This window comes from Blastococcus sp. SYSU DS0616, assembly GCF_054051015.1.
In genome coordinates, this window is sequence record NZ_JBJHAJ010000003.1 from 74,937 (window position 1) to 100,571 (window position 25,635).

29 protein-coding genes are annotated in these 25,635 nt (G+C 74.4%); 7 read left to right on the plus strand and 22 right to left on the minus strand.

Features of this window, described 5'->3' with window-relative positions:
- Positions 1-54: 54 nt before the first annotated feature.
- From ACI79K_RS03005 to ACI79K_RS03025, 5 genes are read right to left on the minus strand one after another with little or no spacing between them, the layout of a single operon-like run.
- Positions 55-300: a hypothetical protein gene (locus ACI79K_RS03005; protein ID WP_456587434.1), complete on the minus strand. Its 246-nt coding sequence runs from the start codon at positions 298-300 to the stop codon at positions 55-57.
- Entirely contained in the window at positions 297-1,778 is a 1,482-nt protein-coding gene (locus tag ACI79K_RS03010; protein WP_456587435.1) for a glycosyltransferase, read from the minus strand. The genes ACI79K_RS03005 and ACI79K_RS03010 overlap by 4 nt, the downstream gene beginning before the upstream one ends.
- Positions 1,775-2,524: a histidinol-phosphatase gene (locus ACI79K_RS03015; RefSeq protein ID WP_456587436.1), complete on the minus strand. Its 750-nt coding sequence runs from the start codon at positions 2,522-2,524 to the stop codon at positions 1,775-1,777. Before ACI79K_RS03015 ends, ACI79K_RS03010 begins: the two co-directional genes overlap by 4 nt.
- Positions 2,521-3,510, minus strand: a complete 990-nt coding sequence (locus ACI79K_RS03020) for an ATP-grasp domain-containing protein (RefSeq protein WP_456598935.1) — start codon at positions 3,508-3,510, stop codon at positions 2,521-2,523. The genes ACI79K_RS03015 and ACI79K_RS03020 overlap by 4 nt, the downstream gene beginning before the upstream one ends.
- A complete protein-coding gene (locus ACI79K_RS03025; RefSeq protein ID WP_456587438.1) occupies positions 3,503-4,585 on the minus strand; it encodes a response regulator in 1,083 nt (360 codons plus the stop codon). Before ACI79K_RS03025 ends, ACI79K_RS03020 begins: the two co-directional genes overlap by 8 nt.
- Before the next feature lie 246 nt (positions 4,586-4,831).
- On the opposite strand from ACI79K_RS03025, the gene ACI79K_RS03030 reads away from it, so the two are divergent.
- A complete protein-coding gene (locus tag ACI79K_RS03030) occupies positions 4,832-5,542 on the plus strand; it encodes a response regulator (protein ID WP_456598936.1) in 711 nt (236 codons plus the stop codon).
- Positions 5,543-5,627: 85 nt separating this feature from the next.
- Here ACI79K_RS03030 and ACI79K_RS03035 read toward each other — a convergent pair whose 3' ends face one another.
- The 11 genes from ACI79K_RS03035 to ACI79K_RS03085 all read right to left on the minus strand — a co-directional run bounded on the left by ACI79K_RS03035 (position 5,628) and on the right by ACI79K_RS03085 (position 14,054).
- The gene (locus ACI79K_RS03035) at positions 5,628-6,287 is read right to left on the minus strand and encodes a response regulator (RefSeq protein ID WP_456598937.1); all 660 of its coding nucleotides are present in this window, start codon (positions 6,285-6,287) and stop codon (positions 5,628-5,630) included.
- Entirely contained in the window at positions 6,281-6,757 is a 477-nt protein-coding gene (locus ACI79K_RS03040) for a hypothetical protein (protein WP_456598938.1), read from the minus strand. The genes ACI79K_RS03035 and ACI79K_RS03040 overlap by 7 nt, the downstream gene beginning before the upstream one ends.
- Positions 6,754-7,383, minus strand: coding sequence for a signal peptidase I (locus ACI79K_RS03045; RefSeq protein ID WP_456598939.1), 630 nt, complete (start codon positions 7,381-7,383; stop codon positions 6,754-6,756). Before ACI79K_RS03045 ends, ACI79K_RS03040 begins: the two co-directional genes overlap by 4 nt.
- Before the next feature lie 32 nt (positions 7,384-7,415).
- The gene (locus ACI79K_RS03050) at positions 7,416-8,033 is read right to left on the minus strand and encodes a TasA family protein (protein ID WP_456596769.1); all 618 of its coding nucleotides are present in this window, start codon (positions 8,031-8,033) and stop codon (positions 7,416-7,418) included.
- A 217-nt stretch (positions 8,034-8,250) separates the two neighbouring features.
- Entirely contained in the window at positions 8,251-10,035 is a 1,785-nt protein-coding gene (locus ACI79K_RS03055; protein WP_456598940.1) for a sensor histidine kinase, read from the minus strand.
- Positions 10,032-10,469 carry a response regulator transcription factor gene (locus ACI79K_RS03060; protein WP_456587445.1) on the minus strand — a complete coding sequence of 146 codons (438 nt, stop codon included), beginning with the start codon at positions 10,467-10,469 and terminating at the stop codon, positions 10,032-10,034. The genes ACI79K_RS03055 and ACI79K_RS03060 overlap by 4 nt, the downstream gene beginning before the upstream one ends.
- Before the next feature lie 208 nt (positions 10,470-10,677).
- Entirely contained in the window at positions 10,678-11,442 is a 765-nt protein-coding gene (locus tag ACI79K_RS03065; protein ID WP_456587446.1) for a DUF3618 domain-containing protein, read from the minus strand.
- Positions 11,443-11,486: 44 nt separating this feature from the next.
- On the minus strand, positions 11,487-12,008 hold the full coding sequence (locus ACI79K_RS03070) for a phage holin family protein (protein ID WP_456598941.1): 522 nt from the start codon (positions 12,006-12,008) through the stop codon (positions 11,487-11,489).
- A 1-nt stretch (position 12,009) separates the two neighbouring features.
- Positions 12,010-12,861: a hypothetical protein gene (locus ACI79K_RS03075; RefSeq protein ID WP_456598942.1), complete on the minus strand. Its 852-nt coding sequence runs from the start codon at positions 12,859-12,861 to the stop codon at positions 12,010-12,012.
- Positions 12,862-13,154: 293 nt separating this feature from the next.
- On the minus strand, positions 13,155-13,934 hold the full coding sequence (locus ACI79K_RS03080; RefSeq protein WP_456598943.1) for an enoyl-CoA hydratase/isomerase family protein: 780 nt from the start codon (positions 13,932-13,934) through the stop codon (positions 13,155-13,157).
- Between the two features lie 3 nt (positions 13,935-13,937).
- Positions 13,938-14,054, minus strand: a complete 117-nt coding sequence (locus tag ACI79K_RS03085) for a neutral zinc metallopeptidase (RefSeq protein WP_456587450.1) — start codon at positions 14,052-14,054, stop codon at positions 13,938-13,940.
- A gap of 53 nt (positions 14,055-14,107) precedes the next feature.
- Between ACI79K_RS03085 and ACI79K_RS03090 the strand changes: the two genes are divergently transcribed.
- A complete protein-coding gene (locus tag ACI79K_RS03090; protein ID WP_456587451.1) occupies positions 14,108-14,551 on the plus strand; it encodes a nitroreductase family deazaflavin-dependent oxidoreductase in 444 nt (147 codons plus the stop codon).
- Positions 14,552-14,572: 21 nt separating this feature from the next.
- Here the strand turns inward: ACI79K_RS03090 and ACI79K_RS03095 are convergent, their stop codons facing one another.
- On the minus strand, positions 14,573-15,634 hold the full coding sequence (locus ACI79K_RS03095; RefSeq protein ID WP_456598944.1) for a winged helix DNA-binding domain-containing protein: 1,062 nt from the start codon (positions 15,632-15,634) through the stop codon (positions 14,573-14,575).
- A gap of 38 nt (positions 15,635-15,672) precedes the next feature.
- Entirely contained in the window at positions 15,673-16,437 is a 765-nt protein-coding gene (locus ACI79K_RS03100; RefSeq protein ID WP_456587453.1) for a TrkA C-terminal domain-containing protein, read from the minus strand.
- Between the two features lie 57 nt (positions 16,438-16,494).
- Here ACI79K_RS03100 and ACI79K_RS03105 point away from each other — a divergent pair, with 57 nt between their 5' ends.
- From ACI79K_RS03105 to ACI79K_RS03120, 4 genes are all read left to right on the plus strand, one after another.
- Entirely contained in the window at positions 16,495-17,091 is a 597-nt protein-coding gene (locus ACI79K_RS03105) for a class I SAM-dependent methyltransferase (RefSeq protein ID WP_456598945.1), read from the plus strand.
- 11 nt (positions 17,092-17,102) lie between these two features.
- Positions 17,103-17,228: a hypothetical protein gene (locus tag ACI79K_RS03110; protein WP_456587455.1), complete on the plus strand. Its 126-nt coding sequence runs from the start codon at positions 17,103-17,105 to the stop codon at positions 17,226-17,228.
- Between the two features lie 102 nt (positions 17,229-17,330).
- On the plus strand, positions 17,331-17,630 hold the full coding sequence (locus ACI79K_RS03115) for a three-helix bundle dimerization domain-containing protein (RefSeq protein ID WP_456598946.1): 300 nt from the start codon (positions 17,331-17,333) through the stop codon (positions 17,628-17,630).
- A 40-nt stretch (positions 17,631-17,670) separates the two neighbouring features.
- Entirely contained in the window at positions 17,671-19,290 is a 1,620-nt protein-coding gene (locus ACI79K_RS03120; RefSeq protein WP_456598947.1) for an ABC-F family ATP-binding cassette domain-containing protein, read from the plus strand.
- Here ACI79K_RS03120 and ACI79K_RS03125 read toward each other — a convergent pair whose 3' ends face one another.
- Positions 19,291-20,505, minus strand: a complete 1,215-nt coding sequence (locus ACI79K_RS03125; protein ID WP_456598948.1) for an alanine racemase — start codon at positions 20,503-20,505, stop codon at positions 19,291-19,293.
- 105 nt (positions 20,506-20,610) lie between these two features.
- On the opposite strand from ACI79K_RS03125, the gene ACI79K_RS03130 reads away from it, so the two are divergent.
- Positions 20,611-21,948, plus strand: coding sequence for a D-arabinono-1,4-lactone oxidase (locus ACI79K_RS03130; RefSeq protein WP_456598949.1), 1,338 nt, complete (start codon positions 20,611-20,613; stop codon positions 21,946-21,948).
- A gap of 20 nt (positions 21,949-21,968) precedes the next feature.
- Here the strand turns inward: ACI79K_RS03130 and ACI79K_RS03135 are convergent, their stop codons facing one another.
- The 3 genes from ACI79K_RS03135 to ACI79K_RS03145 all read right to left on the minus strand — a co-directional run bounded on the left by ACI79K_RS03135 (position 21,969) and on the right by ACI79K_RS03145 (position 25,462).
- The gene (locus tag ACI79K_RS03135) at positions 21,969-22,862 is read right to left on the minus strand and encodes an oxidoreductase (RefSeq protein WP_456587460.1); all 894 of its coding nucleotides are present in this window, start codon (positions 22,860-22,862) and stop codon (positions 21,969-21,971) included.
- Between the two features lie 40 nt (positions 22,863-22,902).
- Complete coding sequence (locus ACI79K_RS03140; protein WP_456598950.1) at positions 22,903-24,111, minus strand: MFS transporter; 1,209 nt, start codon at positions 24,109-24,111, stop codon at positions 22,903-22,905.
- Positions 24,112-24,280: 169 nt separating this feature from the next.
- Positions 24,281-25,462 (minus strand): zinc-dependent alcohol dehydrogenase, encoded by a 1,182-nt coding sequence (locus ACI79K_RS03145; RefSeq protein ID WP_456596758.1) that lies wholly within the window; start codon positions 25,460-25,462, stop codon positions 24,281-24,283.
- Between the last annotated feature and the right edge of the window lie 173 nt (positions 25,463-25,635).

Below are 25,635 nucleotides of genomic sequence, written 5' to 3' on the forward strand. Positions count from 1 at the left end.
CGAGCGCTGCGACCCGGCCGCCCCGGGGTCAGGGGGACGGCCGGGCCGCAGATCTCAGGCGCCGAGGACGGCGGTGCGCACCAGGTACAGCAGGACCACGACGGAGACCGCGACGGCGAGCCCCATCCACAGCCGGCGTTCGCGCACCCGGTCGGCCTCGGTCTCGTCGGCCAGGGCCACCGGATCGGCCCACACCGGGGTGCGGCCGCCGCAGCGGGCGAGCACCTCCTCGGTGAGCACCACCGGGGGGCTCACCCGGAACGGCTGCCCGGCTCCGACCAGCTGGTGGAGGTTGCTCATACCGTGACCCTCCCGGTCTTCTCGGTCTTGTCCCAGGTCATGGCCGCCCCGCGGAACTCCTTGACGTAGGCGTCCACGGTGATCGCGCACATCAGCGGCCCGAAGCCGACCAGGTAGAGCGCCAGCGGCACGAGCGGCCGGCCCCAGCGGGTGCCCTCGAGCTTCCGGACCCCGTAGGCCAGCGGGATGCAGAGCACCAGCCAGCTGTAGACGAACAGCGTCCAGAACGTCTCCACGCCGTCGGACATGGGGATCACCCCGGGGAACGCGGCCGACAGCAGGACGACGAAGGAGATGGCGCCCGGGAACAGCAGTGCCTCCCGCCAGACCTTGAGACCGGTGCGCGGATCGACCGACATGGTCAGCGTGATCATGAAGACGAAGGTCGCGATCGGCACGAACACCGCCGCCCCGAACACCTCCGAGGCCAGCTCGCTGTCGAGCAGGTAGAGCCCGATCAGGCCGATCGAGGTCAGCAGCATCGCCACCGGCAGCAGCAGGATCGCGAACCAGAAGACGCCGAAGAAGAAGCCGCCCAGCCCCGGGTGCACCGACCTGCGGAACCACAGGTGCCGGTACATCGAGGTGATCTGCACGTTGCCGCGGGCCCAGCGCAGCCGCTGCTTCCACAGCGCGTCCACGCCGGCCGGCTCCTCGGCCAGCACGCGGGCGTGCGGCTCGAAGACGACCCGGCGCCCGGCGAGCTGGGTGCGGAAGGTCGTGACCGTGTCCTCGGCCAGCGAGGAGGTGTCGATCTGCCCGCCGATCGCCACGAGGTTCTCCCGCGAGTGCAGCTGCGCGCCACCGGCGAGGCAGGCCATCGCACCGGCGACGTTCTGCGCCCGGCGGGAGGCGGCCTGCGCGGCCAGGTAGTCGAACCCGATGAACCGGGTGATCCCCTCCGGGTCGCCGCTGCCCTCGCGGATGTAGGCGGTCACCGCGCCGACCGTGGGATCGGCCAGGTGGCGGGTCATCTTGCGCAGCGACGCCGGCTCGTAGATGACGTCGGCGTCCATGATCAGGAGCGCCTCCATCCAGTCGTCGGCGAGGACCTCGCGCAGCCCGTGGTTGAGGGTGTGCGCCTTGCCCTCGCCGCCCTTCTCGCGGCGCAGGTGCACGACCCGGCCGGGGAAGCGCTCGGCGCAGGCGGCCAGCACGGCGGGGGTGTCGTCGGTGCTGGCGTCGTCCACGACGTAGACGCGCAGCCGGTCCGGCGGGTAGTCCAGCCCCATCAGCCGCTCGATCGAGCTGGTGAGGACGGCGGCCTCGTTCCACGCCGGGACGAGGACCGCGACGTTGGGCAGGTACGGGCCCGTCTCGCGGTAGTGGTTGCGGACCGCGTGGAACGGGATCACGAGGAACTGCGCCAGCCCGGCGACGACCGGGATCGCGCCGGTGGCCACCAGGGCCAGCAGGAACCAGGTCAGCACGGTCTCGCCGATGCCGGCCACGTCGGTGCCGACGGCGAGGAGGGTCACCGGGCACCCACCAGCCGGGTCGCCGACGCCGCGTCGGCCACCCAGGAGTAGCGGCCCACGGTGGCGGCCTCGTGGCTGTCGGTGGAGCCGACGAGGGTCACGCCGGCGGCCGCGAGGGCCAGCACGACGCGGGGCCCGGGGCAGCGCCACTTCTCGTTGACCTCGACCGTCGTGCCGGTCCGGAGGGCGGCGTCGGCGATCGCGGCGACGTGCTCGTCGAGCAGCTCGCTCTCGTGCATGCCGACCTTGGGCAGCAGCGAGAACAGGTGGGCCAGCTGGCCCCGCCCGGCGCGCTCCATCGCCCGCACGGTCGCGTCGACGAGGATCGACAGCGCGTCTTGGGTGGACAGCCCGCCCGCGATCTCCTCCAGGGTGCGGCGCGGGCTCCACGGGCCGTCCGGCCCGGGGAACTGGTGGTCGGCGATGAGGATGCGGTCCACCCCGCCCGGCCCGACCACGAGGTCCTCGGGCACGTCGAGGCGGCCGGAGGCGTCCAGGATCTTCGCCTCGACGCCGGTGAGCACCTCCAGCCCCTCGATCCGGGGGAGGGCGGCCACCTCGGCGAGGAAGCCCGGTACCCAGGTCGTCGTCGTCCGGACGTGGTCGACCATGCGGATGCTGGCCAGCCCCGTGTCGCGGGCGGCGACGAGGTTCTCCATCGGCGCGCTCACGGCGTCGTCGGACCAGGTGGAGTGCACGTGGTGGTCGGTGAGCAGCAGGTCGAGCTCACCCAGGGCGGCGGTCATCGGGCGGCCTCCTCGGCGACGACGTCGGACGGGGCGAGGAAGACGTCCTCGAGGTAGCGCACCACCGCGAGCTCCCGGAAGGGCACCTCGTCCGGTAGCGGGCGGCCCAGCGCCAGGTCCAGGGCGAGGGAGGGCATGTCGACGCCGGCCGCGACGGTCAGCGGCATCGCGCCGGGGAAGCGCGGGTTGACCTCCAGCAGGGCCGGGCGGCCCTCGGCGTCGCGGCGCAGCTGCACGTTGGCCACCCCGACCAGCCCGATGGCGCGGGCCACCCGGCGGGCGGTCTCCACCAGCTCCGGGTCGGCCACCGTGGCGCCGGCGACCGAGACCCCGGAGTCGACCCGCAGCCGGGACCGCGGCACGGCGGCGACCACGTGCCCGTCGGCGTCGGCGAGCGTGTCGACGGAGTACTCGTCGCCGGACAGGTGGGCCTGCACGAGGGTGTCCTCGTCGCTGCCGAGGGCGGTCAGCGCGGCGGCGTCCTCGACCAGGTGCACGCCGCGGGAGCCGGCCCCCCGCCGCGGCTTGACGATCACTGGGTAGTTCCAGCTGCCCGGGTCGGTCTCGCCGAGCAGCGCGGTGCGGGGGGTCGGCAGGACCTCGGTGCAGCGCTGCGCGAGGGCGTACTTGTCCAGGCAGACCTCGAGGGTCTCGAGGCTCGGTGCGGCCAGCGTGGTGCCGACGGCGTCCAGGCGCTTGCGCTCGGCGGCCAGCCGCGGCAGCTCGACGTCGACGGTGGAGAACAGCACGTCCACGCGCTCCCGCTCGCACAGGGCGACGAGGGAGTCGACGAACTCCTCGCTGAGGCCGGGGCGGACCAGGTGCCGCGCACCGGCGTCCACCAGGTACAGGCCGCTGGCGTAGCGATCCATGTCCGCAGCCAGCAGTTCGACGTCGTCGCGGCGGGCCAGTGAGCGGAGCACGGCGATGCCGGCCGGTCCGCCGGCGCCGGTCACCAGGACGCGGGTGGGGGAAGAGTCAGACACCGAAGCGCTCCGGGGTGGTCGAGGTGGCGGGGGAGGACTGCTGGAAGGCCGAGTCGCTGGTGGCGCCCACGACGCCCCCGGCGTCCCGGACGATCTCCAGCGGTTCGCAGTACTGGCCGCCGCTGCCGTAGCGCGACCAGTAACGGGCGGTCGCCAGGACGAAGTCGTCCTGCAGGTAGCTGCGGATGCCGGCCTGCGAGCGGAAGCTGGCGAGCAGGTCGAGCTTGGTGCGGGTGAACCCGTCGATGGAGACGAAGCGGGACGGCCGGAAGTCGATGGTGGCCGAGGGGCTCTGGAAGCAGGCGACGGTCGGCACGGTGCGGGTCGCGACGCTCGCGGCCTGGTGCACGGCCCGGTGGTCCTGGTGCCGGTCGTTGGCCGAGTGGGTGTAGACGATGGTCGGACGGACCTCCTGCACGACCCGCTCGATGATCGACATGGTCGGGTCCATCGGGCTGATCCGGGTGTCCTCGAGGTCCTCGAGGAACAGCCGGGCGCCGATCAGCTCGGCCGCGGCCAGCGACTCGTCCTGCCGGTCGCCCGCCTCGCCGCCGCGTGCGCCGCGGGAGAGGGTCAGGATCACCACCTGGTCACCGGCGGAGCGGTGCGCGGCGAGCGTGCCGCCGACCCCGATCTCCACGTCGTCGGGGTGAGCGCCGACGGCCAGGACGGTCTGGCGCTGCGGAGCGGCGGCCCGCTTGGCCTGCGCGGCCTCCGCCAGCCGGCGGATCGTGGCGGCCAGGGTGTCCTTGGGCACCGGCTTGACGAGGAACTCGTCGGCCTGGCGGCGCAGCGCGTCCACGGCGTAGTCGACCGACGCGTGCGCGGTCATCACGGTGACCGGCAGGTCGGCGCGCAGCTGACGCAGGCGGTCGAGGAACTCCAGCCCGGTCATGCCCGGCATCTCGATGTCGGTGATAGCGGCGTCGAACTCGACGCGCGACGCCAGCGCCAGGGCCTCGAGCGGGTCGGCGCACGTGGTCACGGTCATGCCGCCCCGCTGCAGCACCGTGCGCACGAAGAGTGCGGTGTCGGGGTCGTCGTCGACGACCAGGACGTGCAGAGCACCGTCCACGGTTCCGGCTCCCGTCGGTGGATTCCCCCGGCTGCCCGGGAGGGGGACGGGTGTCCCCGCGGGAGTTGACGGCCGTTTCCGCTGGTCGCATGAGCCGGGCGCCCCGTGTCTCACCCCTCCGGGTGGGCCCGCCCGACCGGGCGACCGGTGCACCGCTCAAGCCGCGCCGCCGCCGTGCCGATCACCCGGTCAGGTGACCGGAGGACCACCCTCCGCACCCTCAGCGAGCAGTGAGGAGGAGGCGTCGTGGCGGATCAGTCCGTGCTCGTGGTCGAGGACACCCAGGAGATCCGCGAGCTGGTGACCACGGTGCTCGAGCGGGCCGGGTTCGCCGTGCGCGCCGTGGGCACCGGTGCCGAGGCCATCGCGGAGGTGCGGCGGGAGCCGCCGGACCTCATCGTCCTCGATCTCGGGCTCCCGGACGCCGACGGCACCGAGGTGTGCCGGCAGATCCGTGCCGAGACGCCCTGCTACGTCCTCATGCTGACCGCCCGCGCCGAGGAGGTCGACCTGCTCATCGGGCTGGCCGTCGGCGCCGACGGGTACATGGCCAAGCCGTTCTCCCCGCGTGAGCTCGTGGCGCGTGTGCAGGCGATGCTCCGCTTCCCGCGGACCGCGCCGCAGCCGGCCGCCGAGCCAGCCCCCGCGGGGGAGTCGGTGCGCCGGCTCGCCGAGCTGGAGGTCGACGAGGACAGCCGGGAGGTCCGGGTCGACGGCGACGTCGTCGACCTGACCCGCACCGAGTTCGACCTGCTCGCCGCGCTGGCGTCGCGCCCGGGCCGGGTGCTGCAGCGGGAGACGCTGCTGCGCGAGGTCTGGCACACCGACTGGGAGGGCAACCTGCGCCTGGTGGAGGCGCACATGTCGAACCTGCGCCGAAAGCTCGTGGCCGCCGGCCTGAACTCGCCGGAGATCAAGACCGTCCGCGGCGTCGGCTACCGCCTCGTCGCCGCATAGCCGTCGTCTCGAGGCATAGGAAGCTATCCACCCGTATCGGGGGCGCGAACCACCGGTAGAGCTTCCTATGCCTGGCCGGGCCGGACTAGACGCCGGCGAGCTCCTGGAGCCGGGCGACCCGGGAGTGGGCGAGCACGCCACGGCGGGCGTCGGCGGCGATCTCCCGGCAGAGGGAGGCGACCTCCGGGTGGCCCAGCTGGCCGCTCGTGCCGGCCAGGGTGTGCGCGGCGAACGCGACCGCGGTGGCGTCACCGGCGCGGGTGTGCAGGTCGATGGCCGACAGCCGGGTGGGCAGCGCATCGGCGTACATGCCCTGGAGCCGGGTCATCAGCTCGGCGTCCACCAGCTCGGCATCGCTGGGACCGCCCGTGTCCCCGGCCTGCGCCGCGACCGTGGTCCGGCCGCGGAGGAAGTCCAGGAGCGACCGCGCCGTCACCGGCTGGGCGAGGGTGACCAGTGCGCCGGCGGTGGCCGCCTCCGCGCGGTCCTCGGCGGTCGGGTCCGCGGTGACGACCACGAAGCGGGCGCGGGACCCGTTGCGCCGGATCCGGCGGAGCATCGCGGCACCCGAGCCGCCCGGCATCGCCAGGTCGGTCACGACCAGGTCGACGTCGGTGACCAGGGCGTGCCGGACGGCGTCCTCGGGGCCGGCGGCGTGCTGCACGTGCCAGCCACCGAGGCAGAGCAGGTCCGCGACCTGGTCGCGGACGGCGGCGTCGGCGTGGACGACGAGGGCGGTCAGCACGTCAGCACCGCCGAGCGGGGCGTCTCCGCGGTCCAGCCGTAGCTGGTGAGGGTGATGACCGAGATACGGGGCTGGTAGTCCAGGTAGGCGCGGTCCACCCGGGCGCTCACGGTCCGGTTCGTCGCGCTCGTCTCGGCCATGACGAGCGACTGGCCGTTGTTCAGGTGGGCCATGACGCGGTAGCCGACGACCCCGCTGGGCGTCGTGCTCGCTGGCCAGCTGATCGTGGCCTCGTACCAGTGGCTGTAGGTGGGGACCCACATCCCGTACCAGGTCCAGGAGCCTCCGCTGACGGTGCGGGTGCACCGGTCGTCGATGGTGACGGTGGCCGGCGCGGTCACGGTGGTGGTCGAGACCGTCGTCGAGACGGTGGCGCTGTCGGCATAGGTGGCCGAGGCGGGGACCGCGGCTCCCACGGCGAGGGCGAGGGCGAGGCCGGTGACGGCCAGGGTGCGGCGGACGGCGTTCATGCCCGGTCCTCCTCGATCGCGGGGGTGGGGCGCCAGATGGCCAGGAGCAGCCAGCCGGCGAGCAGCGCGGGAGCCCCGTAGAGCAGCACCTGGCTGATCACCGGGGTGCGCAGCAGCTGGACCACGTGACCGAACTCCGGGATCACGGCGCGCACCTGGTAGACGGTGTCGCCGGTGAGACCGGCCGTCCACGGGTCGATCGCCTCGTTGGCGTCGCCCTTGGTCTGCACGATGACGCCGCCGTCGGCGGCCCGGTCGACCGAGACGACGCGGTGGGTGACGAGGCTGTGGTCGCCCACCGGCATGTGGTACGTGATCACCATGCCCTCGGTGAGGTCCGTGACGTCGATCGGGGTGGCGATGGTGATGTCGCCCGGCTCGATCTCCGGCGCCATGCTCGCGGTCAGCATGGTCATCGTGCGGTAGCCGAGCACGTGCGGTCCGACGGCCAGGACGGCGAAGGCCAGGACGGCGACCCCCATGACTCCGCGGACCAGCCACGGGGCTGTGCGGCCCACGATGCGGCGGGCCCGGGCGGCCGGGTGGCCGGCCGTGGAGCGCTCGTCCTCGCTCGCGGGCAGCTGGGGAGCTGCCCCCGCGGCGCGGACGGGGAGGACGGTGGTCATGGCGTGATCTCCGGGAGGTCGTCGGACGGGGCTCAGCGGGCGGTGCCGGTGCGCTGCGTGCCGGTGAAGGTCAGCGTCAGGGCGGCGGTCTTGCCCTGGAACGTGTTGTCGGCGGCGGTCGGCAGGCCGATGGAGAAGGCGAGGAAGTCCGAGCCGCCGACGTTCAGCGAGTTCACCGCGCCGAGGTCGATGGGGGCGAGCACGGCACCCGAGCCGAGGATCTTCTCGCCGCTGGCGCAGGTGTAGGTCCGCGCCGCGGGGGTGCCCCCCTCGGTCCAGGCCACGGCGCAGGACCGCAGGGACAGCTGCAGCCCCCGGGTGGCGTCGCTGGTGAGGACGCTCGACGCGGCGGCGGTGGCGCTCAGGTTGACCGCGGCCAGGCCGGTGTCCCCGTCGTTGACCAGCGTCACCGGGCGGGTGAGCGTGTCGCCGGGGACGAAGCCGGCGGTGGTCACCGGGATGGTGACGGGCTTGGCGAGATCGATGGAGACGCTGCCCGAGCTGATGGTCGTGTCGACCGAGGTGGAGTCGGTGAAGCTGCCGAACGTCCCCAGGCCGGCCACGGCGGCGGCCGCGCCGATCACGCCGAGCGAGCCGACGACCTTGCGGGCGGTGGAGCCGGTGGCGGTGGTGGCGGTCTTGGTGCTCATGTCCCTGCTTCTCCTGTGTCCGTGTGACCGCCGGCGTTCCGGCGACAACCAGGACTCTGGACGGCGAACCGCAGGCCACCCGCCAGCGATCCGCAAGGAAGCCGCAAGAAGCGACGGGCACTCCTGCCTGCCCCTCGGCGGCCGCGGACGGGGCAGGCCGTACGCACCGCGCCCCCCGTCCCGGGCAGGAACGGGGGGCGCGGTGGGGCAGGCTCCGTCAGCCCGCGGGAGTCGCCGGCAGGGTCATGGTGAAGGTGGTGCCGACGCCCTCGGTGCTCACCAGGTCCAGCGTGCCGCCGTGCGCGGTGGTGATGGCCTTGGTGATCGTGAGCCCCAGCCCCACCCCGGGAACGGCGTTGCGCTGGGCGGTCGAGGAGCGGAAGAACCGGGTGAACAGCTGGCCCTGCTCACCGGCGGGGATCCCCATGCCGGTGTCGCTGACCGACAGCTGCGCGACCGGCTCCGCGCCGGGCGCCGGATGTGCACGGACCTCGCCGTCGGCAGAGCGCCACATCGACCGGAGGACGAGCCGCACCTCACCGCCGGCTGGCGTGAACTTCACGGCGTTGGAGACCAGGTTGTCGCACGCCTGCCCGAGCCGGACGGCGTCACCGGAGACCACCATCCCCTCCCCGGGGACGTCGACGACGATCCGCACGCCGGCGTTGCCGGCGGCGACCCGGGCCGTCTCCTCGGCGGCCCGGACAACGCCGGCCAGGTCGACGTCGGCGGGCTGCAGGGTGAACCGGCCGCTCTCCACCTGCGCGGTGAAGAGCAGGTCCCCGACCAGTCGCAGCAGCCGCTGGGCGTTGCGCTCCACGGTGGACAGGTACTGCCGCTGCTCGTCGGTGAGGGGTGAGTCCTCGTCGTCCATGACGAGCTCGAGGTAGCCGAGGATCGAGCTCAGCGGCGTGCGGAGCTCGTGGCTGATCAGGCTGACGAACTGGTCCTTCATCCGCTCGGTGGCGCGCGCCTCGGTCATGTCGGTGCCGACGAAGTTCCAGCCGGCGTGCACCCCGCGGTCGTCCGAGCGCGGGGTGATGGCGACCGACACGGTGCGGTGGCTGCCGTCGGCGGCGACGTAGGTCCAGTCGCGGACGTCGCTGCCGTGCTCCCGGGCGACGCGCACCAGGGCCTCGAGTCCGGTGCCGCAGCCGCCGTCCGCCGCTGCGGCGTCGAGCTCCTCCGGCAGGTGGAAGTCGAGGATCGACCGGGTACGGACCACGTCGGGGCGCGGCACGCCGAGCATCTTCTCGGCGCCGGGATTCCACACGCGGATGGTGCCGTCGCGGTCCGTGCCGATGATCGACTGCTCGGTGACCGCGTCGATCACGCTGGTCATCGTCTGGGCACGGGCGGCGAGGATGCGCGAGGCGGTGTCGAGTTCGTCCGCGCGGCTGCGCACCTGCGTCAGCAGCGCCGCCTGCTCCTGCTGCAGCCGTGCGATGTGCCGCGCCTGGGCGGCCGCGCGGCGGGTGCTCTCGTTGACCGCGAGGCTGCCGACGGCGACCGCCAGCGGGCCGACCAACAGCGCGCCGGGCAGGTCGTCGGCGCCGCCGAGCGGACCCACGAGCGAGGGCCCGGCCAGCACGGCCGTGGTCCCGGCCACCGCGAGCAGCACTCCCCGGCGGTCGGCGTGCGTGGCGAGCGCCCAGAGCGGGCCGAGCAGGAGGACGAGGGTCGTGGCCGACGCGGTGCCGGCGTACAGGAGGCCCGCGGCGGCCAGCTGCGCGACCGGTACGGCGAACGAGCCGGGCAGGGAACGCGACCGGGAGAACCAGGCGACGCCCGTGGCTGCGACGGCGACGGCGAGGCCGGTGTGCACGAGGGCCTGGTGGACGACCGGGACGTCACCGGTCAGCAGCAGCAGGGCGACCGCGGCGAGCAGGACGGTGCACGGCAGCGGCCCGCGGACGGCGGCCTGCCAGGCGGACGCCTGGGTGAGCCGGCGGGTCCACGGCGGGGGGTTGTCCCGTGGCCGGTCGAGGACGGCGAGGGTCATGCCACCGGCTCCCGCGTGGTCAGCGCCCGCACCTGGTGCACGAGACCGGCCACGCTGAACGGCTTCGCCAGGTACGCGTCCGCCCCGGCGGCCAGGCCACGGGCCACCTCGTCCGGGGAGGCGCCGGCGGACAGCAGCAGGATCCGGGTGCCGGCGGTGGCGGGGTCGGCGCGCAGCGCCGCGCAGATCTCCAGACCGGTCACGCCCGGCATGGAGACGTCCAGGACGGCCAGGTCGGGCAGCTCGGCCCGTGCTGCGGCGAGGGCGACCGCGCCGTCGGGCGCCGAGACGACCACCTGGCAGCCGGCCTTGCGCACGGCCAGGCACACCAGGCCGCGGATGTCGTCCTCGTCGTCGGCCACGAGCACCCGGACGGTGCCGCCCGGGGCCGGCCCGGCGGGGCCGCCGCCGGGGGAGTGCAGGGCCGGGTCCACGGGAGCTCCCGTCGGTCGTGGTCCCGCCCCGCGGGTGCGGTGGGACCGGTGGCGTCGTCCTGAGGAGGAACGGCGCCCCGACGGAAGGCCTGCAGCGCGGGCACCGGCGGCTCACCCCTTGGGGTGGCGGTCCGGACAGCACTGCGCCCCGCCGGGAGGACCCGGCGGGGCGCAGGCGAACGGAGCGGGCCGGTGGGCCCGCGGGGTGTCAGGAGCCGGACTGGCTCTGCACCGACTGCTTGGACTGCTGGGCCTGGCCCTGCACCGACTGCTTGGACTGCTCGGCCTGGCCCTGCACCGACTGCTTGGACTGCTGGGCCTGGCCCTGCACGTCCTGGGCTGCCGACTGGCCCTCCTGCTTGACGGTCCCGGCCGCGTCCTGGGCGGTCGACTTGACCTCCTCCATCGCGTGCTGGGCGGCCGGCTTGAGCTGCTCGCCCATCTCCTGCGCGGCATCCTTCGCCGGCTGGAGCAGCGCGTCCTTGTTCTCGCGCAGCGTGGACTCGGCCTGCTGGGCCAGCTGCTGCTCCTTCTGCGAGGCAGGGAGCAGGCTGGAGATCAGCCAGCCGGTACCGAAGGCGATGAGCCCGGCGGCGAGCGGGTTGCCCTGTGCCTGGCGCGAAATCGTGTCCGGTGCCTGCTGGACGGCGCCGACCGCGGACGAGGCCGCGTTCTGCACGCTGTCGGCCGCGTTCGAGGCCGCGCCCTGGACCGAGCCCGCCGCGTTGTGCGCCGCGCCCTGCACGGAGCCCGCCGCGTCGGAGGCCCGGTGCTGGGCCGCCGAGGTGGTGTCCTGGGCGGAACCCATGACCTTCTCCTTGAGGGTGGTCATGCGGCCCTTGGCCGCGGTCACCCGCCGGTCCATGACGCGGGACGGGTTGACCTTCTCGTTGAGGGCGTCGACGTCGTAGCTGAGCTCGCGCCGGGTGTCCTCGATCTGCCGCCGGATGACGTCCGGGTCACTGCTGGTCATTGGTATCGGCTCCTGCCGTTCAAGAGACCTCAGCGGTCTGGTGGTCAGTTGGGCTTGAGGGCACCGGGCACCTGCTGCAGGGTGTCCACGGTCCGTTCGGGCTTCGGGTGGACCTGCTCGAACTTCTTGCGGCCCATCACGTACGCGACGGCCCCGACGGCGCCCCAGAGGACGGCCACGATGAGGGCGGCCAGCCCGGCGTCCATCACGTTCTCCAACGCCCACCACAGGGCGAAGGACAGGAACATCAGCACCATGTAGCCGGCGAAGCCGGCGGCGCCGAACATGCCGGCACCCTGCCCGGCCTTCTTGGCCTCGCTCTTCAGCTCGACCTTGGCCAGCTCGAGCTCCTGGCGCATCAGGCTGGAGAGGTCCTTGGTGACCTCCCCGATGAGCGCGCCGACCGAGACGCCTTCGACGTCGGGGTGACCGGAGTCGGTGGTGGGGGTGCCCATGGCGCCGCTGTGCTGCTGGCCCTGGGAGTAGTCCGCCGCGTAGTTCTGCGGCGTCGGCTCCGCATAGCCCTGCGACCCGGCCGGGGTGGCCCCGGAGTAGGGGGTGCTCATGTCAGCGCACCTCACCGGGCCGGCGGGACGGGTCGTCCCAGCCAGCGGGCGTCGCCGGGGGCACCATGCTGCCGGCGGGCGGCACCGTGCCGTACGGCGGCGGCGGGAGCGGGGCGCCGGTGCCGGTCCCCGCGCCGGTGGTGGCGCTGGAGTAGTCCGAGTACGTCGGCGCAGGGTCGACGTAGTTCGTCGGCGTGCTGCGGTGACCGTTGCCCGACCCGGAGTCGCTGTGCGCGGTCTTGGCCCCGCTGGTCACCCGACCGGCGACGATCCCGGCGGCCGCGGCGCCGAGCAGGAACAGGCCCGGCTTGCGGCGGGCGAAGCTGCGCACCTCGTCGAGGAGCTGCGCCGGCTCGCGGTTCTGCAGCTTGTCGGCGAAGCCCTCGACGACGCCGGAGGCCTGGTGCAGCAGGTCACGCGCCGGGCCGGGGGCGCCGTCGCTCGTGCCGTCGGCGAGGCCCCGCAGCTCCTGCGCGAGGGACGACAGGCCGGTCGCGGCCTTCTGCTGCTGGCTGATGGCCTGTTCCTTGAGCTGGGTGCGCCCCTGCTCGATGAGGTCCATGGCCTGGCGCTGGGTCTCGTTCGCCACGTTCATGGCCTGGTCGGCGGCGGTCGAGGCGACCTGGCTGCCGGCCTGGGCCGCGGTCTGCCCGACGTTGCGGGCCTCGTCCTTGGCGACGTCCTTGGTCTGCTGGGCCTCGTGCTTGGCGACGTTCTTGGTGTTCTGCGCCTCGTGCTTGGCTGCGTCCTTGGTCGACGAGCTCTCGGTCGTGGTGCCCGTCGTGGTGCCCGTCGTCGCGCCGCTCGTCGGCGGAACCGGTGGCGGGAACGGGGCATCGATGGAGTGAGTCATCGGTCCTCCTCGGCATGCTTGCTGGTCGGTGGGAGCGCTACCCCGACGCCGTTGCGGCACACATCCGGGCGCTGCACGGGCCCGGGGTGCCGCGACGACGTCGGCTCGGCGCCCTGGTGGGGCGGGAAGAGCTGACCGAAGTCCACCCGGCGCATCCGTGCGTCTCGGGGCGGGATCGGGGGTGGCAGGTGGTGGGCAGCGTCGTCGCTACGCCATCCGCCTGCCGCTCGTGAAGAGCGCCGTTCCGCGCAACGGGTGGGGTACCCCTGGTGCGGGGTGGGCGAAACCGCCGATCAGCGACGCCAGGGGAACTGCGGCGCCCGTCGCTCGGCGAAGGCCCGTACGCCCTCGGCCAGCTCCCCGGCGGCGATCGTCTCGCGGTACCGCGCCGCGGCGAGCGCCTCGCCGTCCCCGCCCTCGGCCAGCGCGGCCACGGTCTCCTTGGTGGCGCGCTGGGTGAGCGCGGAGCGGGACGCCAGCACCCCGGCGAACCGGTGCGCCTCGGCAGCCAGGTCCTCGGCGTCGACGAGCCGGTCGACCAGCCCGGTGCGCAGGGCGGTGGGGGCGTCGATCAGCTCGCCGCTGTACAGCAGGTACTTCGTCGTCGCCGGCCCCACCAGGTCCACCAGGGCCTTGGTGGAGGAGGGCGTGTAGACGATGCCGACCTTGGCGGGGGTGACCCCGAAGACCGCCGTCGGGTCGGCGAAGCGGAGATCGCAGCAGGTGGCGAGCTCCACCCCGCCCCCGATGCAGTGCCCGCGCACGACCGCGACGGTGGGTTTGGGGAAGGTGCGCAGCGCCGCCTGCGCGGCGAGGTTGTGCCGCCGGACGTCGGCCATCGGGTCCGCGGGGTCGTCGCCACCGAGCAGATCGGAGATGTCGGCGCCCGCGCAGAAGCTGGGGCCCGCGCCGGTGACCAGCAGCACCCGGACCCCGGGGTCGTCGGCGAGCGGGGCCAGCACGGCGGGCAGCGCCGCCCACATCCCCACGGTCATCGCGTTGCGCTTCTGCGGCCGGTCGATGGTGAGGACGGCGACGGAGCCGTCCCGGGTCACGCGGAGGTGGTCGGTCATTCCTCAGCCCAGGTCGTCGGTGGCGAAGGTGTCGCAGCGGCTGGGGTCACCGGTCTCGTACCCGGTGCGGAACCAGCGCTGCCGCTGGCCGACGACACGGTGCCATCGGGGCCCGGGCACCCGCGACCCGGGTCGGCGGGCAGCCGCGCCGCGGCGCCCCTAGATTCGGGAGCATGCCGCTGGAGGGTGAGTACGAACCAAGTCCGCAGCAGTGGGTGCGCGAGCAGGTCGAGCGCTACGAGGCGACCGGGGGGCGGGAGGCGAACACGCTCCTGGACACCGGGCTGCCGGTGGTCATCTTCAGCACCCGCGGCGCGAAGAGCGGCAAGGTGCGCAAGCAGCCGCTCATGCGCGTGGAGCACGACGGGGTGTACGCGATGGTGGGCTCGCAGGGCGGGGCGCCGACCGATCCCGCGTGGGTCGCCAACCTGCGGGCGCACCCCGACCAGGTCACCGTGCAGGACGGCCCCGAGCCGTGGGACGGCGTCGCCCGGGAGATCTCCGGTGCGGAGCGGGACGAGTGGTGGGAGCGGGCCGTGGCGGCCTACCCGCCCTACGCCGAGTACCAGCAGAAGACCGACCGGCAGATCCCCGTGTTCCTCGTCGAGCGCCGCTGAGGAGCAGCGGGGCGGCGCCCGTCAGGGCCAGGCGTCCGCGAGCCGGGTGATGGCTGCCTGGACGTCGGCGTCCCAGGCGGTGAACGGCTCGGCCTCGACGGTGCGCGCGGTGCCCCGGCCGGTGAGCCGCCAGGTGCCGGCGATCCGGCCGTCGACGACCACGGTCGGGCGGAAGACGCCGTTGCGCCCGGGCACGATGCGCTGGGCGTCGGCCGGGTCCAGGACGGCGCCGCGGTCGGCGTAGCCGAGCACGAACTCGTCGAAGCCGGGCAGCAGCAGCGGTGCCCGGGCGGCCTCCCGGTGCGCCGCGCAGCGGTCGAGGGTGTCCGGGTCGAGGAAGTGCTCGGTCCCGTCCACCTCGATGCGCGCCAGCCGGTCGCGGACCGCGTCGAGCCCGGTGCGGACGTCACGCACCGTCGTCCCCGCCCAGCGGACCAGGTCGTGCACCGTGGCCGGGCCGTGGCCGAGGAAGTACCGCAGCACCAGCTCCGCGAGCGCCTCGTCGCGGGCGGGCCGACGCGGTGCGCGCACCCACTCGTCCAGCAGCACGAACGCCTGCTCGCCGTCCTCGGTCGGCCCCAGGCAGAGAGTGCCGGTCTGGGCGAGGAACCACAGCAGGTGGTAGCCGCGCTGGCCGGTGGTGGGCACGCCGCCCTCGTCCAGCACCCCCAGCAGGGCGCGGCGGGAGAGCCGCCGGCCACCCGAGAGGGCCGCCCGAGCGAGGTCCCGGGCGCGCTCGGCATCGGCATCGGTCAGGCCCAGGGCCGCCCGCCGGCCGGCCAGCCCGGCCAGCGCCCGGGGGCCCAGCAGCTCGAGCAGCCATGGCAGGTCCTCTCCGGGCACCAGGTGCAGCGTGCCGCGCATCGGCCAGGACCGGACGACGGCCCCGCTGTCGAGCGCCCGCAGCACGTCGTCCCGGCTCCGGCTGCGGGTGCGCAGGGCCACCGACGTCACCGCGCCCGGGAAGTCCTGCCCCTGCACCGCCACCAGCCGGCGGACGGCCGCGGCGGCGTCCTCCGCCGGCGGCCCGGCGAGCCGCTGCGCGACCAGCCGCAGCAGGGCCACGTCGTGCGGGGTCGTCATGGGCACAGCCTCACAGAGGGGTGCGACGGCTCCCGGGCTCAGCGCCGGCGCTCGACGACCTCGACCGGAGGCGTCGCGGCGTGCCAGGCGCGGGACCGCTCGCTGGCCTGGTCGCCCTCGTCGCCGTGCAGCCGGTCGGTGATGTCGTCGAGGATCGCCTGCCGCCCGTAGAGCACCACGACGTCGCCCGTGCGCAGCCGGAGGTCCTCCCTGGGCGCGCCCATCCACGTGCCGTCGTCCCGCTCGACGCCGAGCACGGCGACCCCTTCCTCGGGCAGGCGGAGCCGGCCCAGCGGCCGGGAGGAGATCCAGTCGTCGTCCTTGACCGGCAGCGAGACGACCCGCCACTGGCCCCGCAGGTGCAGCAGCGCGGCGTAGTCGCGGAGGTCGAGGTCGGCGACCCGCCGCAGCACCCGCTCGATCACCCGCCGCAGCACGCGGTCGACGCGCTCGTTGCGCGAGAGCCACAGCAGCGCGGTCATCGAGCCGACGATGGCGACCGTCCGGCGCACCCCGCCCACGGTGGAGTCCACGCCCGCGTACGTGAGGATCAGCGTGCCCAGCACCGACACGGCGCCGGCGCCGCTGACCAGCATCAGCACCATCACGATCCGCCGGCGCACCGGGTGGGAGACCACGGCCTCGGCCTCCGACGTCGTGAAGCCCGTCCCGGTGAAGGCGGAGCGGGCCTGGAAGCGGGCGTGCTGCAACGACATGCCGGTCATGGTCAGCGCGACCGTGGCGACCCGGGTGACGAGCAGGCCCAGCGTGACGATGACGACCAGGGAGACGACGGCGGCCACGCACCACCACTACCCCGTCCGGGCGCGGGCAGCGACTCCGGCTGCGAGACTGCCGGCGTGCGGGCGGAGGACTGGGACCGGCGCTACGCCGAGCACGCCCAGTGGCCGGCCGAGCCGAACTCGCTCGTGGCGGAGCTGCTCGGTGACCTACCACCCGGTCCCGCGGTCGACCTCGCCGCCGGGGAGGCGCGGCACGCCCTCTGGCTGGCCGCCCGGGGGTGGGCGGTGACCGCGGTCGACTTCTCCGCCGTCGGCCTCGCCCGCGGCCGGGGAAGCCCCGGCGCCGAGCGGGTCCGCTGGGTCACCGCCGACGTGCTGACCTGGTCGGCGCCGCCGGGATCGCTGGACCTGGTGCTGGTCGCCTACCTCCACCTGCCCGAGGAGGAGATGACCGCGCTGCTCACCCGGGCCGTCGGCTGGCTGCGGCCCGGTGGCCGGCTACTGCTCCTCGGGCACGACGTGGAGAACCTCACCGCGGGTGTCGGCGGGCCGCAGGAGCCGGCGATCCTGCACAGCATCGACCGCCTCGCGCCGGTCGCGCGCCTCCTCGACGTCGACCGGCTGGAGCAGGTCCGCCGGGCCACCCCGCACGGCACCGCTCTCGACACCCTGCTGTGGGGACGGCGACCGGTTCGGTCTCCCGACGGCCGGTAGCGTCGGCCGGTGTGATGGGGATGGGTGGCGCCGGCGGGCGTGACGCGGAGCGGCGCCGGCGACTGGTCGCCGCGCTGGTGGTCCTGGCGATGCTGCTCGCCGCCGGTGCGACGGTGCTCTCGATCGTGGTGGGCTGACCACGGGTCCTTGGACCCTGGTGCCGGCCACCGCGGAACGGAACCGTATGGAACCGCCGCGTCCGCTCCGGCCCGGCACCGCCCCGGAACGAAGGACCGCCGATGACCCAGGTCGTCCCGCCGAGCTCCTCCGGCCCCGCCGCCGACGAACCCGCCGGTGCGGGAGGGCTGCCCACCAGCGGTGAAGCGTTCCCCCGGGACGCCGGCGCCCTCCCGGGCGACGAGGCCGTCAGCGCGGCGGTCAGCCGGCTCAGCGGGGAGTTCTCCGGCCGGGTCGGGCGACGGGTGGTCGTGCGGATCGTCCGGGACTGCCGCCGCGAGCTCGGCGGGTCACCGGTGGGCGCGCTGCCCGAGCTGGTCGAGCGGCTGGCGCGCTACCGCCTGGACCGGCACATCGGCTGACCCCCGGGAACCCGGTTGCCCGGCGGGGCAGGATGACGGCGTGGGCTACGTCGACGTGACCGGGATCCGGCACACCCTCTCCGACGGGCGGGTGCTGCTGGACGACGTCTCCTTCCGCGTCGGCGAGGGTGCGCGCGCGGCGCTCGTGGGGGAGAACGGTGCGGGGAAGACGACGCTGCTGCGGATCATCGCCGGGGACCTGACGCCGGAGGCGGGCTCGGTCGCCCGCACCGGCGGACTCGGGGTGATGCGCCAGTTCATCGGGGCAGTGCGGGACGGCACGACCGTCCAGCGGTTCCTCGTGGATCTGTCGCCCCCCGCGGTGCGGGCGGCCTGGGACGCGGTGGAGGCCGCCGAGCTGACGCTCATGGAGACCGACGACGAGCGGTCGCAGATGGCCTACGCCGACGCGCTGGCGCAGTGGGGCGATGCCGGCGGCTACGACGCCGAGGTCACCTGGGACACGGTGACCGTCGCGGCGCTGGGTGTGCCCTACGAACGCTGCAAGTACCGCGAACTGACCTCGCTGTCGGGCGGGGAGCAGAAGCGGCTGGCGCTGGAGGCGCTGCTGCGCGGGCCCGACCAGGTGCTGCTGCTCGACGAGCCGGACAACTACCTCGACGTCCCGGGCAAGCGGTGGCTGGAGCAACGCCTGCTCGAGACCCGCAAGACCGTGCTCTTCGTCAGCCACGACCGGGAGCTGCTGGCCCGCGTCGCCGACCGGGTGGTGACCGTCGAGGGCGGGACGGCCTGGGTGCACGGTGGTGGCTTCGCCTCCTACCCGGAGGCGCGCACCGCCCGCCACGAGCGGCTGGCCGAGGTGCGGCGGCGGTGGGACGAGGAGCACCAGCGGCTGATCGACCTGGTGCGCACGCTCCAGCAGCAGGCCGCCAACTCACCCGACATGGCCAACCGGTACCACGCGATGCAGACCCGGCTGGCGAAGTTCGAGGCGGCCGGGCCGCCGCCGGACCGCCCGCCGGAGCAGAAGGTGGCCATGCGCCTGCGCGGTGGCCGGACCGGGGTGCGGGCGATCGTCGCCGAGCAGCTGGAGCTGACCGGCCTGATGCAGCCGTTCGACCTCGAGGTCTGGTACGGCGACCGGGTCGGCGTCCTCGGTGCCAACGGTGCGGGCAAGTCGCACTTCCTGCGGCTGCTCGCCGGCCAGGAGGTCGCGCACACCGGGGAGTGGCGGCTCGGGGCGCGCGTCGTCCCCGGCTTCTTCGCCCAGACCCACGCGCACCCGGAGTGGCAGGACCGCACCCCGGTCGACCTGCTCTGGCACGGCGAGCCGGGCCGGCCGGGCGTCGACCGCGGTCGGGCGATGGCCGTGCTGCGGCGCTACGGGCTCACCGACGCCGCCGACCGGCCCTTCCGCACCATGTCGGGCGGTCAGCAGGCGCGCTTCCAGGTCCTCGTGCTGGAGCTGTCCGGTGCGACCCTGCTGCTGCTCGACGAGCCGACGGACAACCTCGACGTGCTCTCCGCGGAGGCGTTGGAGGAGGCGCTCGCGGCCTTCGACGGGACGGTGCTCGCCGTCACCCACGACCGCTGGTTCGCCCGCTCCTTCGACCGCTTCCTGGTCTTCGGTGCCGACGGCCGGGTCTACGAGTCCGCCGAGCCGGTCTTCGACGAGACGAGGGTCGCCCGCGCCCGCTGATCAGCCGAAGGCCTTGCCCTCGCCGCGGTAGGTGGGCAGCGCGTCGACGACGGTGTCGCCCGCGACCGCGTGCAGGGCGCCGACGTGCTCGCAGACCTCTCCGGCCTTGGCGTGGCGGAACCACACCCGGTCACCGATGCGCAGACCCGCGGTGCCCGGTCCGCGCAGCGGCGTCTGCACCTCGCCGGCCCCCTCGCCGGGCAACCGGCGCAGCCCGGCCGGGAAGGTCGGCACCGGCAGCCGGTCGGCCCCCGGCGGCCCCGAGGCGATCCAGCCGCCACCGGCCACGGTCACCACACCGGGCGCCGGGACGCGCGTCACGGGGACGGCGAAGAAGGCGGCCGGGTGCCCCGTGAATGCGCGGTAGCCGTCGAACAGGGTGGGGGAGTAGAGGCCCGAGCCCGCAGCCACCTCGGTCACGGCCGGTTCGGCGGCGGTCCGCTCCAGGCTCCCGGTGCCGCCGCCGTTGACGAACCGCAGGGGCGCGACCGGGGAGACGGCGGCCACGACCGCGGCGCGCCGGGCGGCGAGCTCCCGGGCGGAGAGCGCCTGCAGCCCGCGTACCGCGAGCCCACGCAGGGGCCGGCCGGCGGGCGCGTCCTGCAGGCCGGCGATCTGCGCCTCGTACGCCATGAGGCCCACCAGCTCGACGCCGCGCCGGGCGAGCACCGCCCGCGCCAGGGCGACGGCGTCCTGGGGGGTGTGCACCGGTGACCGCCGGACGCCCACGTGCACCCGGCCACCGGCGGCGCGCAGCGAGGCGTCGACGTCGAGGCAGACCCGCAGCACCGGCCCTCCTGGCGGGGCCACCGCGTCGATGAGCTCCAGGTGCTCGACGGAGTCGACCATCAGCGTCACCCGGCCGGCCGCCTGCTCGTCCCCGGCGAGCTGCCGGAGCGCGACGGCGTCGACCGACGGGTAGCCGACGACGACGTCGGTGCTGACCGGCTCCTCGCCACCGGCCAGCCAGAGCGCCTCGCGCAGCGTGTAGGCGAGAACGCCGGAGAATCCCGGCCGGGCCAGCACCCGGCGCAGCACGCCGCGGCAGCGCACGGACTTGCTGGCCACGCGGATCGGCTTGCCGGCGGCGCGGGCGACCAGGTCCGCCGCGTTCGCGTCCAGCGCGGCGAGGTCCAGCACGGCGAACGGCGGGTCGAGCCCCGCGGTGGCGCGGTCGAGGGCCGCGTGCCGTGCGGCGGGTGGGTCCGCGGTCATGACGCCGCAGCGTGCCCCGCGCGGTCGGCCGGGGCAAGAGCCCCGGAGCGGTTGACCGGCCGGTGCCGCACCCGCCAGAGTCCCCGCTCGACGGAGGGAGACCAGGTGAGCGAGCCGCTGGACCGGCCGCATGACCGCACCCGCTGGCGCAACTGGGCGGGCAACCAGCGTGCCCAGGTGACCGCGGTGCACCCGGGCTCCGCGGACGAGGTCGCGCAGCTGCTGACGACGGCGGCCGCCGCCGGCCGACGTGTCCGTCCGATCGGCAGCGGCCACTCCTTCTCCGGCATCGGGCTGCCCGAGGACGTCCAGCTCGTGTGCGACCGGCTGACCGGCGTCCGCGCCGTCACCGCGGACGGCCTGGTCACCGTGGGCGCCGGGACGACGCTGCACCGGCTGGGCGTCGAGCTGCTGCGCCGGGGGTGGGCGCTCACCAACCTCGGCGACATCGACCGGCAGACGGTCGCGGGCGCCCTGGCCACCGGGACGCACGGCACCGGGGCCCGGTTCGGCGGGCTCGCCACGCAGGTCCGCGCGCTCGAGCTCGTGCTGCCCTCCGGCGAGGTGCTCGTCTGCGACGCGCAGCAGAACCCGGAGGTGTTCTCCGCTGCCCGCGTGGGCCTGGGCGCGCTGGGGGTGGTGACGGCGGTGACGCTGCAGGCGGAGCCGGCGTTCGCGCTCCGGGCGGTGGAGGGACCGGGCACCCTCACCGCTGCCCTGGAGGGCTTCGACGAGCTGATGACCGCCACCGACCACGTCGAGTTCTACTGGTTCCCGCACACCGACGCGACACTGGTGAAGCGCCACACCCGCGTCCCGCTGGCCGACGGCCTGGCGCCGCTCCCGCGCTGGCGGGCGGTCTGGGACGACGAGGTGATCGCCAACGCGGCGTTCGCCGGGGTGGTGGCGGCGGGTCGCCGGGTGCCGTCGCTGGTGCCCTCGCTGGCGCGGGTGTCGGCGCGGGCCCTGGGCCCGCGCGCGTGGACCGACCACTCCCACCGCGTCTTCGTCAGCCGCCGGCGGGTGCGTTTCCTGGAGATGGAGTACGCCGTCCCCCGGGCCGACGCACCGGCGGTGCTGGCCGAGCTGCGGCGGGTGCACGAGGCCGGCGACTGGCGCGCGGCCTTCCCCGTCGAGGTGCGGCTGGCCGCGGCCGACGACGTCCCCCTGTCGACGGCGTCCGGCCGCGACACGGCCTACATCGCCGCGCACGTCCCCGCGGGCAGCGAGCCGGGCTGCTGGTTCGCCGCGCTCGAGCGGATCGCCGGTGAGGTGGGCGGCCGGCCGCACTGGGGCAAGCTGCACGGCCTGGACGCGGCGACGCTGAGCCGGCGCTACCCCCGGTTCGCCGAGTTCGTCGCGGTGCGCGACCGGGTGGACCCGGCGGGCGTGCTGTCGAACGGGTACCTGGACCGGGTGCTGGGGCCGGTGGCTCGCGGCTGAGGCGCACCACCGGCCACCGGTCAGTCGGCCGGGTCGGGGTCGCCGGTGCCGCCGATCCGGTCGAGCTCGGCGAGCTCCTCCGGGCCGAGCACCCGGGCGGCCGCCTGCAGGTTCTCCTCGAGGTGGGCCACCGACGAGGTGCCGGGGATGAGCAGCAGGTTGGGGGAGCGGGCGAGCAGCCAGGCGAGCGCCACCTGCATGGGCGTCGTCTCCAGCCTGCGGGCGACCGTCTCGAGGGCTGCGGACTGCAGCGGGCTGAACCCGCCCAGGGGGAAGAAGGGCGTGTAGGCGATGCCCTCGCGGGCGAGGGCATCGATCAGCGGGTCGTCGGCGCGGTGCACCAGGTTGTAGTGGTTCTGCACGCACACGACGGGGGCGATGGCCCGGGCCTCGGCGAACATCTGCGGCGTCACGTTGCTCACGCCGAGGTGCCGGATCAGGCCCTCCTGCTGCATGGCCGCCAGCGCCTCGAAGGGCTCGGCGAGGGAGCGCTGCACCGGCTCGGCGAAGCCGGGCATGCGGAGGTTCACCACGTCGAGCGCCTCGACGCCGAGGTGGTCGATGTTCTCCTGCACCGCCCGGCGGAGGTCGTCGGGGTCCAGGGCCTCCGGCCAGCCGCCGTCGGCGTCGCGGCGGGCGCCGACCTTGGTGACGATGACCAGCTCGTCGGGGTAGGGGTGCAGCGCCTCGCGGATGAGCTCGTTGACGACGGTGGGGCCGTAGTAGTCGCTCGTGTCGATGTGGTCGACGCCGAGCTCGACGGCGCGCCGCAGGACGGCGATGGCGGCGTCCCGGTCGGCCGGTGGGCCCATGACGTGGGGGCCGGTCAGCTGCATGGCGCCGTAGCCGAGGCGGCGCACCTCCCGGTCGCCGAGGCGGTAGGTGCCGGACTGCTCTGCGGTGCCGATGGTCATGCGGGCTCCCTACCCGTCGCGGCGGGGGTATGCGCGCCGCTCACGTCGCGACGGCCGGTTCGGCGGCCTCCGCGCCGACGGGCGTCGCGGGGAGCACCGTGGCCGGGTGGCGCCGGGCGTCGGCGCGGATGGCCAGCGCGATCCCCGCGCCGACCAGGGCCAGCCCTGCCCCCACCCACATCGGCGCGGTGAGCCCGAGCCCCTGCGCGATGACGAGCGCGCCGAGGGCGGCGCCGATCGCGTTGGCGATGTTGAACGCGCCCTGGTTGGCCGCCGACACCAGGCTGCCACCGGGCACCTGCGCGGCGTCGATGACGGCGTTCTGGACGACCGGCCCCAGTGCGAAGGACAGGGTTCCGAACAGCACCAGCAGCGCGACGGCGGCCACGGTGGACCGGGCGAGGAAGGAGAACGCGACCAGGATGCCGGCCATCGCCACCAGCCCGACCGCGACGAAGGAGAAGCCGTAGCGGTCGCCCAGCCGTCCGCCGGCGAGCGTGCCGACCGTCGTCCCGACGCCGAAGAGCGCGAGAACCGGCGTCACCCACTGCGTCGGGATGCCGCCGAGCTCGGTGAGGATCGGGCTGACGTAGCTGTAGACGGCGAACAGCGCCGAGAAGCCGATCATGGTGAGCGCGAGGACGAGCCAGACCTGTCGACGCCGGAACGCGTGCAGCTCCGCGCGCAGATCGGTGGGCTCGCCGGCGTCGGCGGGCATCCACGCCAGCAGGCCGGCGATCGTCGCGACGCCGATCAGCGCGATCGCCGCCAGGACGATCCGCCAGCCGGCGTGCTGGGCGACGAACGTGCCCAGGGGGACGCCGACCACGTTGGCCAGCGTGAGGCCGGTGATCATCAGCGAGATGGCCCGGGTGGCGCGGTCGGGCGGGACCAGCCGGCGGGCGGCGACCGCCCCGACCCCGAAGAAGGAGCCGTGCGCCAGCGCGGTGAACACCCGGGCGGCGACGAGCAGTCCGTAGCTCGGTGCCACCGCGGACAGGGTGTTGCCGACCACGAACACGACCATCAGCGCGACGAGGGTCTGCCGCGGGGTGAACCGCAGCCCGAGCGCGGTGAGCGTCGGTGCGCCGACGACGACGCCGACCGCGTAGGCCGAGATGAGCAGGCCGACCGCGGACACCGAGACGTCGAGGCCGGCGGCGATCTCGGGCAGCATGCCCATCACGACGAACTCGGTGGTGCCGATGCCGAAGGCGCCGATGGCGAGGGCGAGCAGTCCACGAGGCACGCGAAGAACTCCGGGGGACACGGTGGGGAGCCGGCGGGCCGGGTGATCCCGGTCTGCCGATCAGCGGGGTGCTTGCGTGGTGCAGCGCGGGATCGCTGAGGTTGATGCCGGACCGGGGCGGTGGGACTGCTCACAGCGGGCGGGCGCGAGTGCGCCCGCCCGACTGCGGTCAGGGCTGGAGCAGCACCTTCACGGCGCCGTCCTTCTTCTGCCGGAAGTTCGCGTAGGCCTCCGGCGCCTGCTCGAGCGGCACCCGGTGGGTGGCGAACTCGTCCACGCCCAGCGGGTCGCCCTCCAGGAGCAGCGGCAGGATGTCGGGCACCCAGCGCCACACGTTGGCCTGCCCCATGCGCAGCTGGATCTGCTTGTCGAACATGCGCATGAGCGGGAGCGGGTCGGTGGCGCCGCCGTAGACACCCGACAGCGAGATGGTGCCGCCACGGCGGACCGCCTCGATCGCGGTGTTCAGGGCCGCCAGCCGGTCGATGCCGGCCACGGTCATGACCTTCTCCATGATCGCGTCGGGGACCAGGGCGCTGGCCTTCTGCGCCATCGTCGCCAGCGGCGAGCCGTGCGCCTCCATGCCGACGGCGTCGATCACCGAGTCCGGTCCGCGGCCGTCGGTCAGGTCGCGGACGCGGGCGACGACCTCGGCCTGCTCCGTGGAGTCGATGACGGTGATGCCGTTGCGCCGGGCCCGGGCCAGGCGCTCGGGCACGACGTCGGAGGCGATGACCTGTCCCGCGCCGAGGTGCTTGGCGATGCGCGTGGCCATGTCGCCGATCGGGCCGAGGCCCAGCACCAGCACGCTGCCGCCCTGTGGGATGCCGGCGTACTGCACGGCCTGCCAGGCGGTGGGCAGGACGTCGGAGAGGTAGACGAACCGGTCGTCCAGCGGGGCATCGGGCACCTTGATCGGCAGCGTGTTGCCGAAGGGCACCCGCAGGTACTCGGCCTGCCCGCCGGGGACCTGCCCGTAGAGCTTGGTGTAGCCGAACAGGGAGGCACCCATGCCCTGCTCGCGGTTCTGCGTGGTCTCGCACTGGGAGTGGAGGCCTTCGGAGCACATCCAGCAGGTGCCGCACGAGATGTTGAACGGCACCACGACGCGGTCGCCGGGCTTCACCGCGGTCACCTCGCGTCCGACCTCGCGGACGACCCCCATGGGCTCGTGGCCCATCACGTCACCCACCGACATGAACGGCGCCATGACCTCGATGAGGTGCAGATCGGACCCGCAGATACCGCTGGAGGTGATCTCGACGATGACGTCGGTCTGCTCCTGGATCGTGGGGTCGGGGACGGTCTCCACCCGGACGTCTCCTCGGCCGTGCCAGGTCACTGCGCGCATACGACTTCTCCCTCGATCGGGCTGCGGAAAACGGGCTCCTGCCCGTACGTGAGCCGGATCGCGCCACTCTCAACCATCCACGGCGCGCCCCTTACGTTCCGTAAAGATGCCCTCACGCAACGGCGAGAAGGCGCGCCGCATCGCGGTGATCCGGTTCACAGAACTGCAGGTCA

What these genes read in the sequence shown, in the direction of transcription:
- ACI79K_RS03005 (WP_456587434.1), bottom strand. Translation starts at nt 300, where the DNA reads ATGAGCAACCTCCACCAGCTGGTCGGAGCCGGGCAGCCGTTCCGGGTG.
- ACI79K_RS03015 (WP_456587436.1), bottom strand. Translation starts at nt 2,524, where the DNA reads ATGACCGCCGCCCTGGGTGAGCTCGACCTGCTGCTCACCGACCACCAC.
- ACI79K_RS03040 (WP_456598938.1), bottom strand. Translation starts at nt 6,757, where the DNA reads ATGAACGCCGTCCGCCGCACCCTGGCCGTCACCGGCCTCGCCCTCGCC.
- ACI79K_RS03045 (WP_456598939.1), bottom strand. Translation starts at nt 7,383, where the DNA reads ATGACCACCGTCCTCCCCGTCCGCGCCGCGGGGGCAGCTCCCCAGCTG.
- ACI79K_RS03050 (WP_456596769.1), bottom strand. Translation starts at nt 8,033, where the DNA reads ATGAGCACCAAGACCGCCACCACCGCCACCGGCTCCACCGCCCGCAAG.
- ACI79K_RS03055 (WP_456598940.1), bottom strand. Translation starts at nt 10,035, where the DNA reads ATGACCCTCGCCGTCCTCGACCGGCCACGGGACAACCCCCCGCCGTGG.
- ACI79K_RS03065 (WP_456587446.1), bottom strand. Translation starts at nt 11,442, where the DNA reads ATGACCAGCAGTGACCCGGACGTCATCCGGCGGCAGATCGAGGACACC.
- ACI79K_RS03070 (WP_456598941.1), bottom strand. Translation starts at nt 12,008, where the DNA reads ATGAGCACCCCCTACTCCGGGGCCACCCCGGCCGGGTCGCAGGGCTAT.
- ACI79K_RS03075 (WP_456598942.1), bottom strand. Translation starts at nt 12,861, where the DNA reads ATGACTCACTCCATCGATGCCCCGTTCCCGCCACCGGTTCCGCCGACG.
- ACI79K_RS03080 (WP_456598943.1), bottom strand. Translation starts at nt 13,934, where the DNA reads ATGACCGACCACCTCCGCGTGACCCGGGACGGCTCCGTCGCCGTCCTC.
- ACI79K_RS03090 (WP_456587451.1), top strand. Translation starts at nt 14,108, where the DNA reads ATGCCGCTGGAGGGTGAGTACGAACCAAGTCCGCAGCAGTGGGTGCGC.
- ACI79K_RS03095 (WP_456598944.1), bottom strand. Translation starts at nt 15,634, where the DNA reads ATGACGACCCCGCACGACGTGGCCCTGCTGCGGCTGGTCGCGCAGCGG.
- ACI79K_RS03115 (WP_456598946.1), top strand. Translation starts at nt 17,331, where the DNA reads ATGACCCAGGTCGTCCCGCCGAGCTCCTCCGGCCCCGCCGCCGACGAA.
- ACI79K_RS03125 (WP_456598948.1), bottom strand. Translation starts at nt 20,505, where the DNA reads ATGACCGCGGACCCACCCGCCGCACGGCACGCGGCCCTCGACCGCGCC.
- ACI79K_RS03135 (WP_456587460.1), bottom strand. Translation starts at nt 22,862, where the DNA reads ATGACCATCGGCACCGCAGAGCAGTCCGGCACCTACCGCCTCGGCGAC.
- ACI79K_RS03145 (WP_456596758.1), bottom strand. Translation starts at nt 25,462, where the DNA reads ATGCGCGCAGTGACCTGGCACGGCCGAGGAGACGTCCGGGTGGAGACC.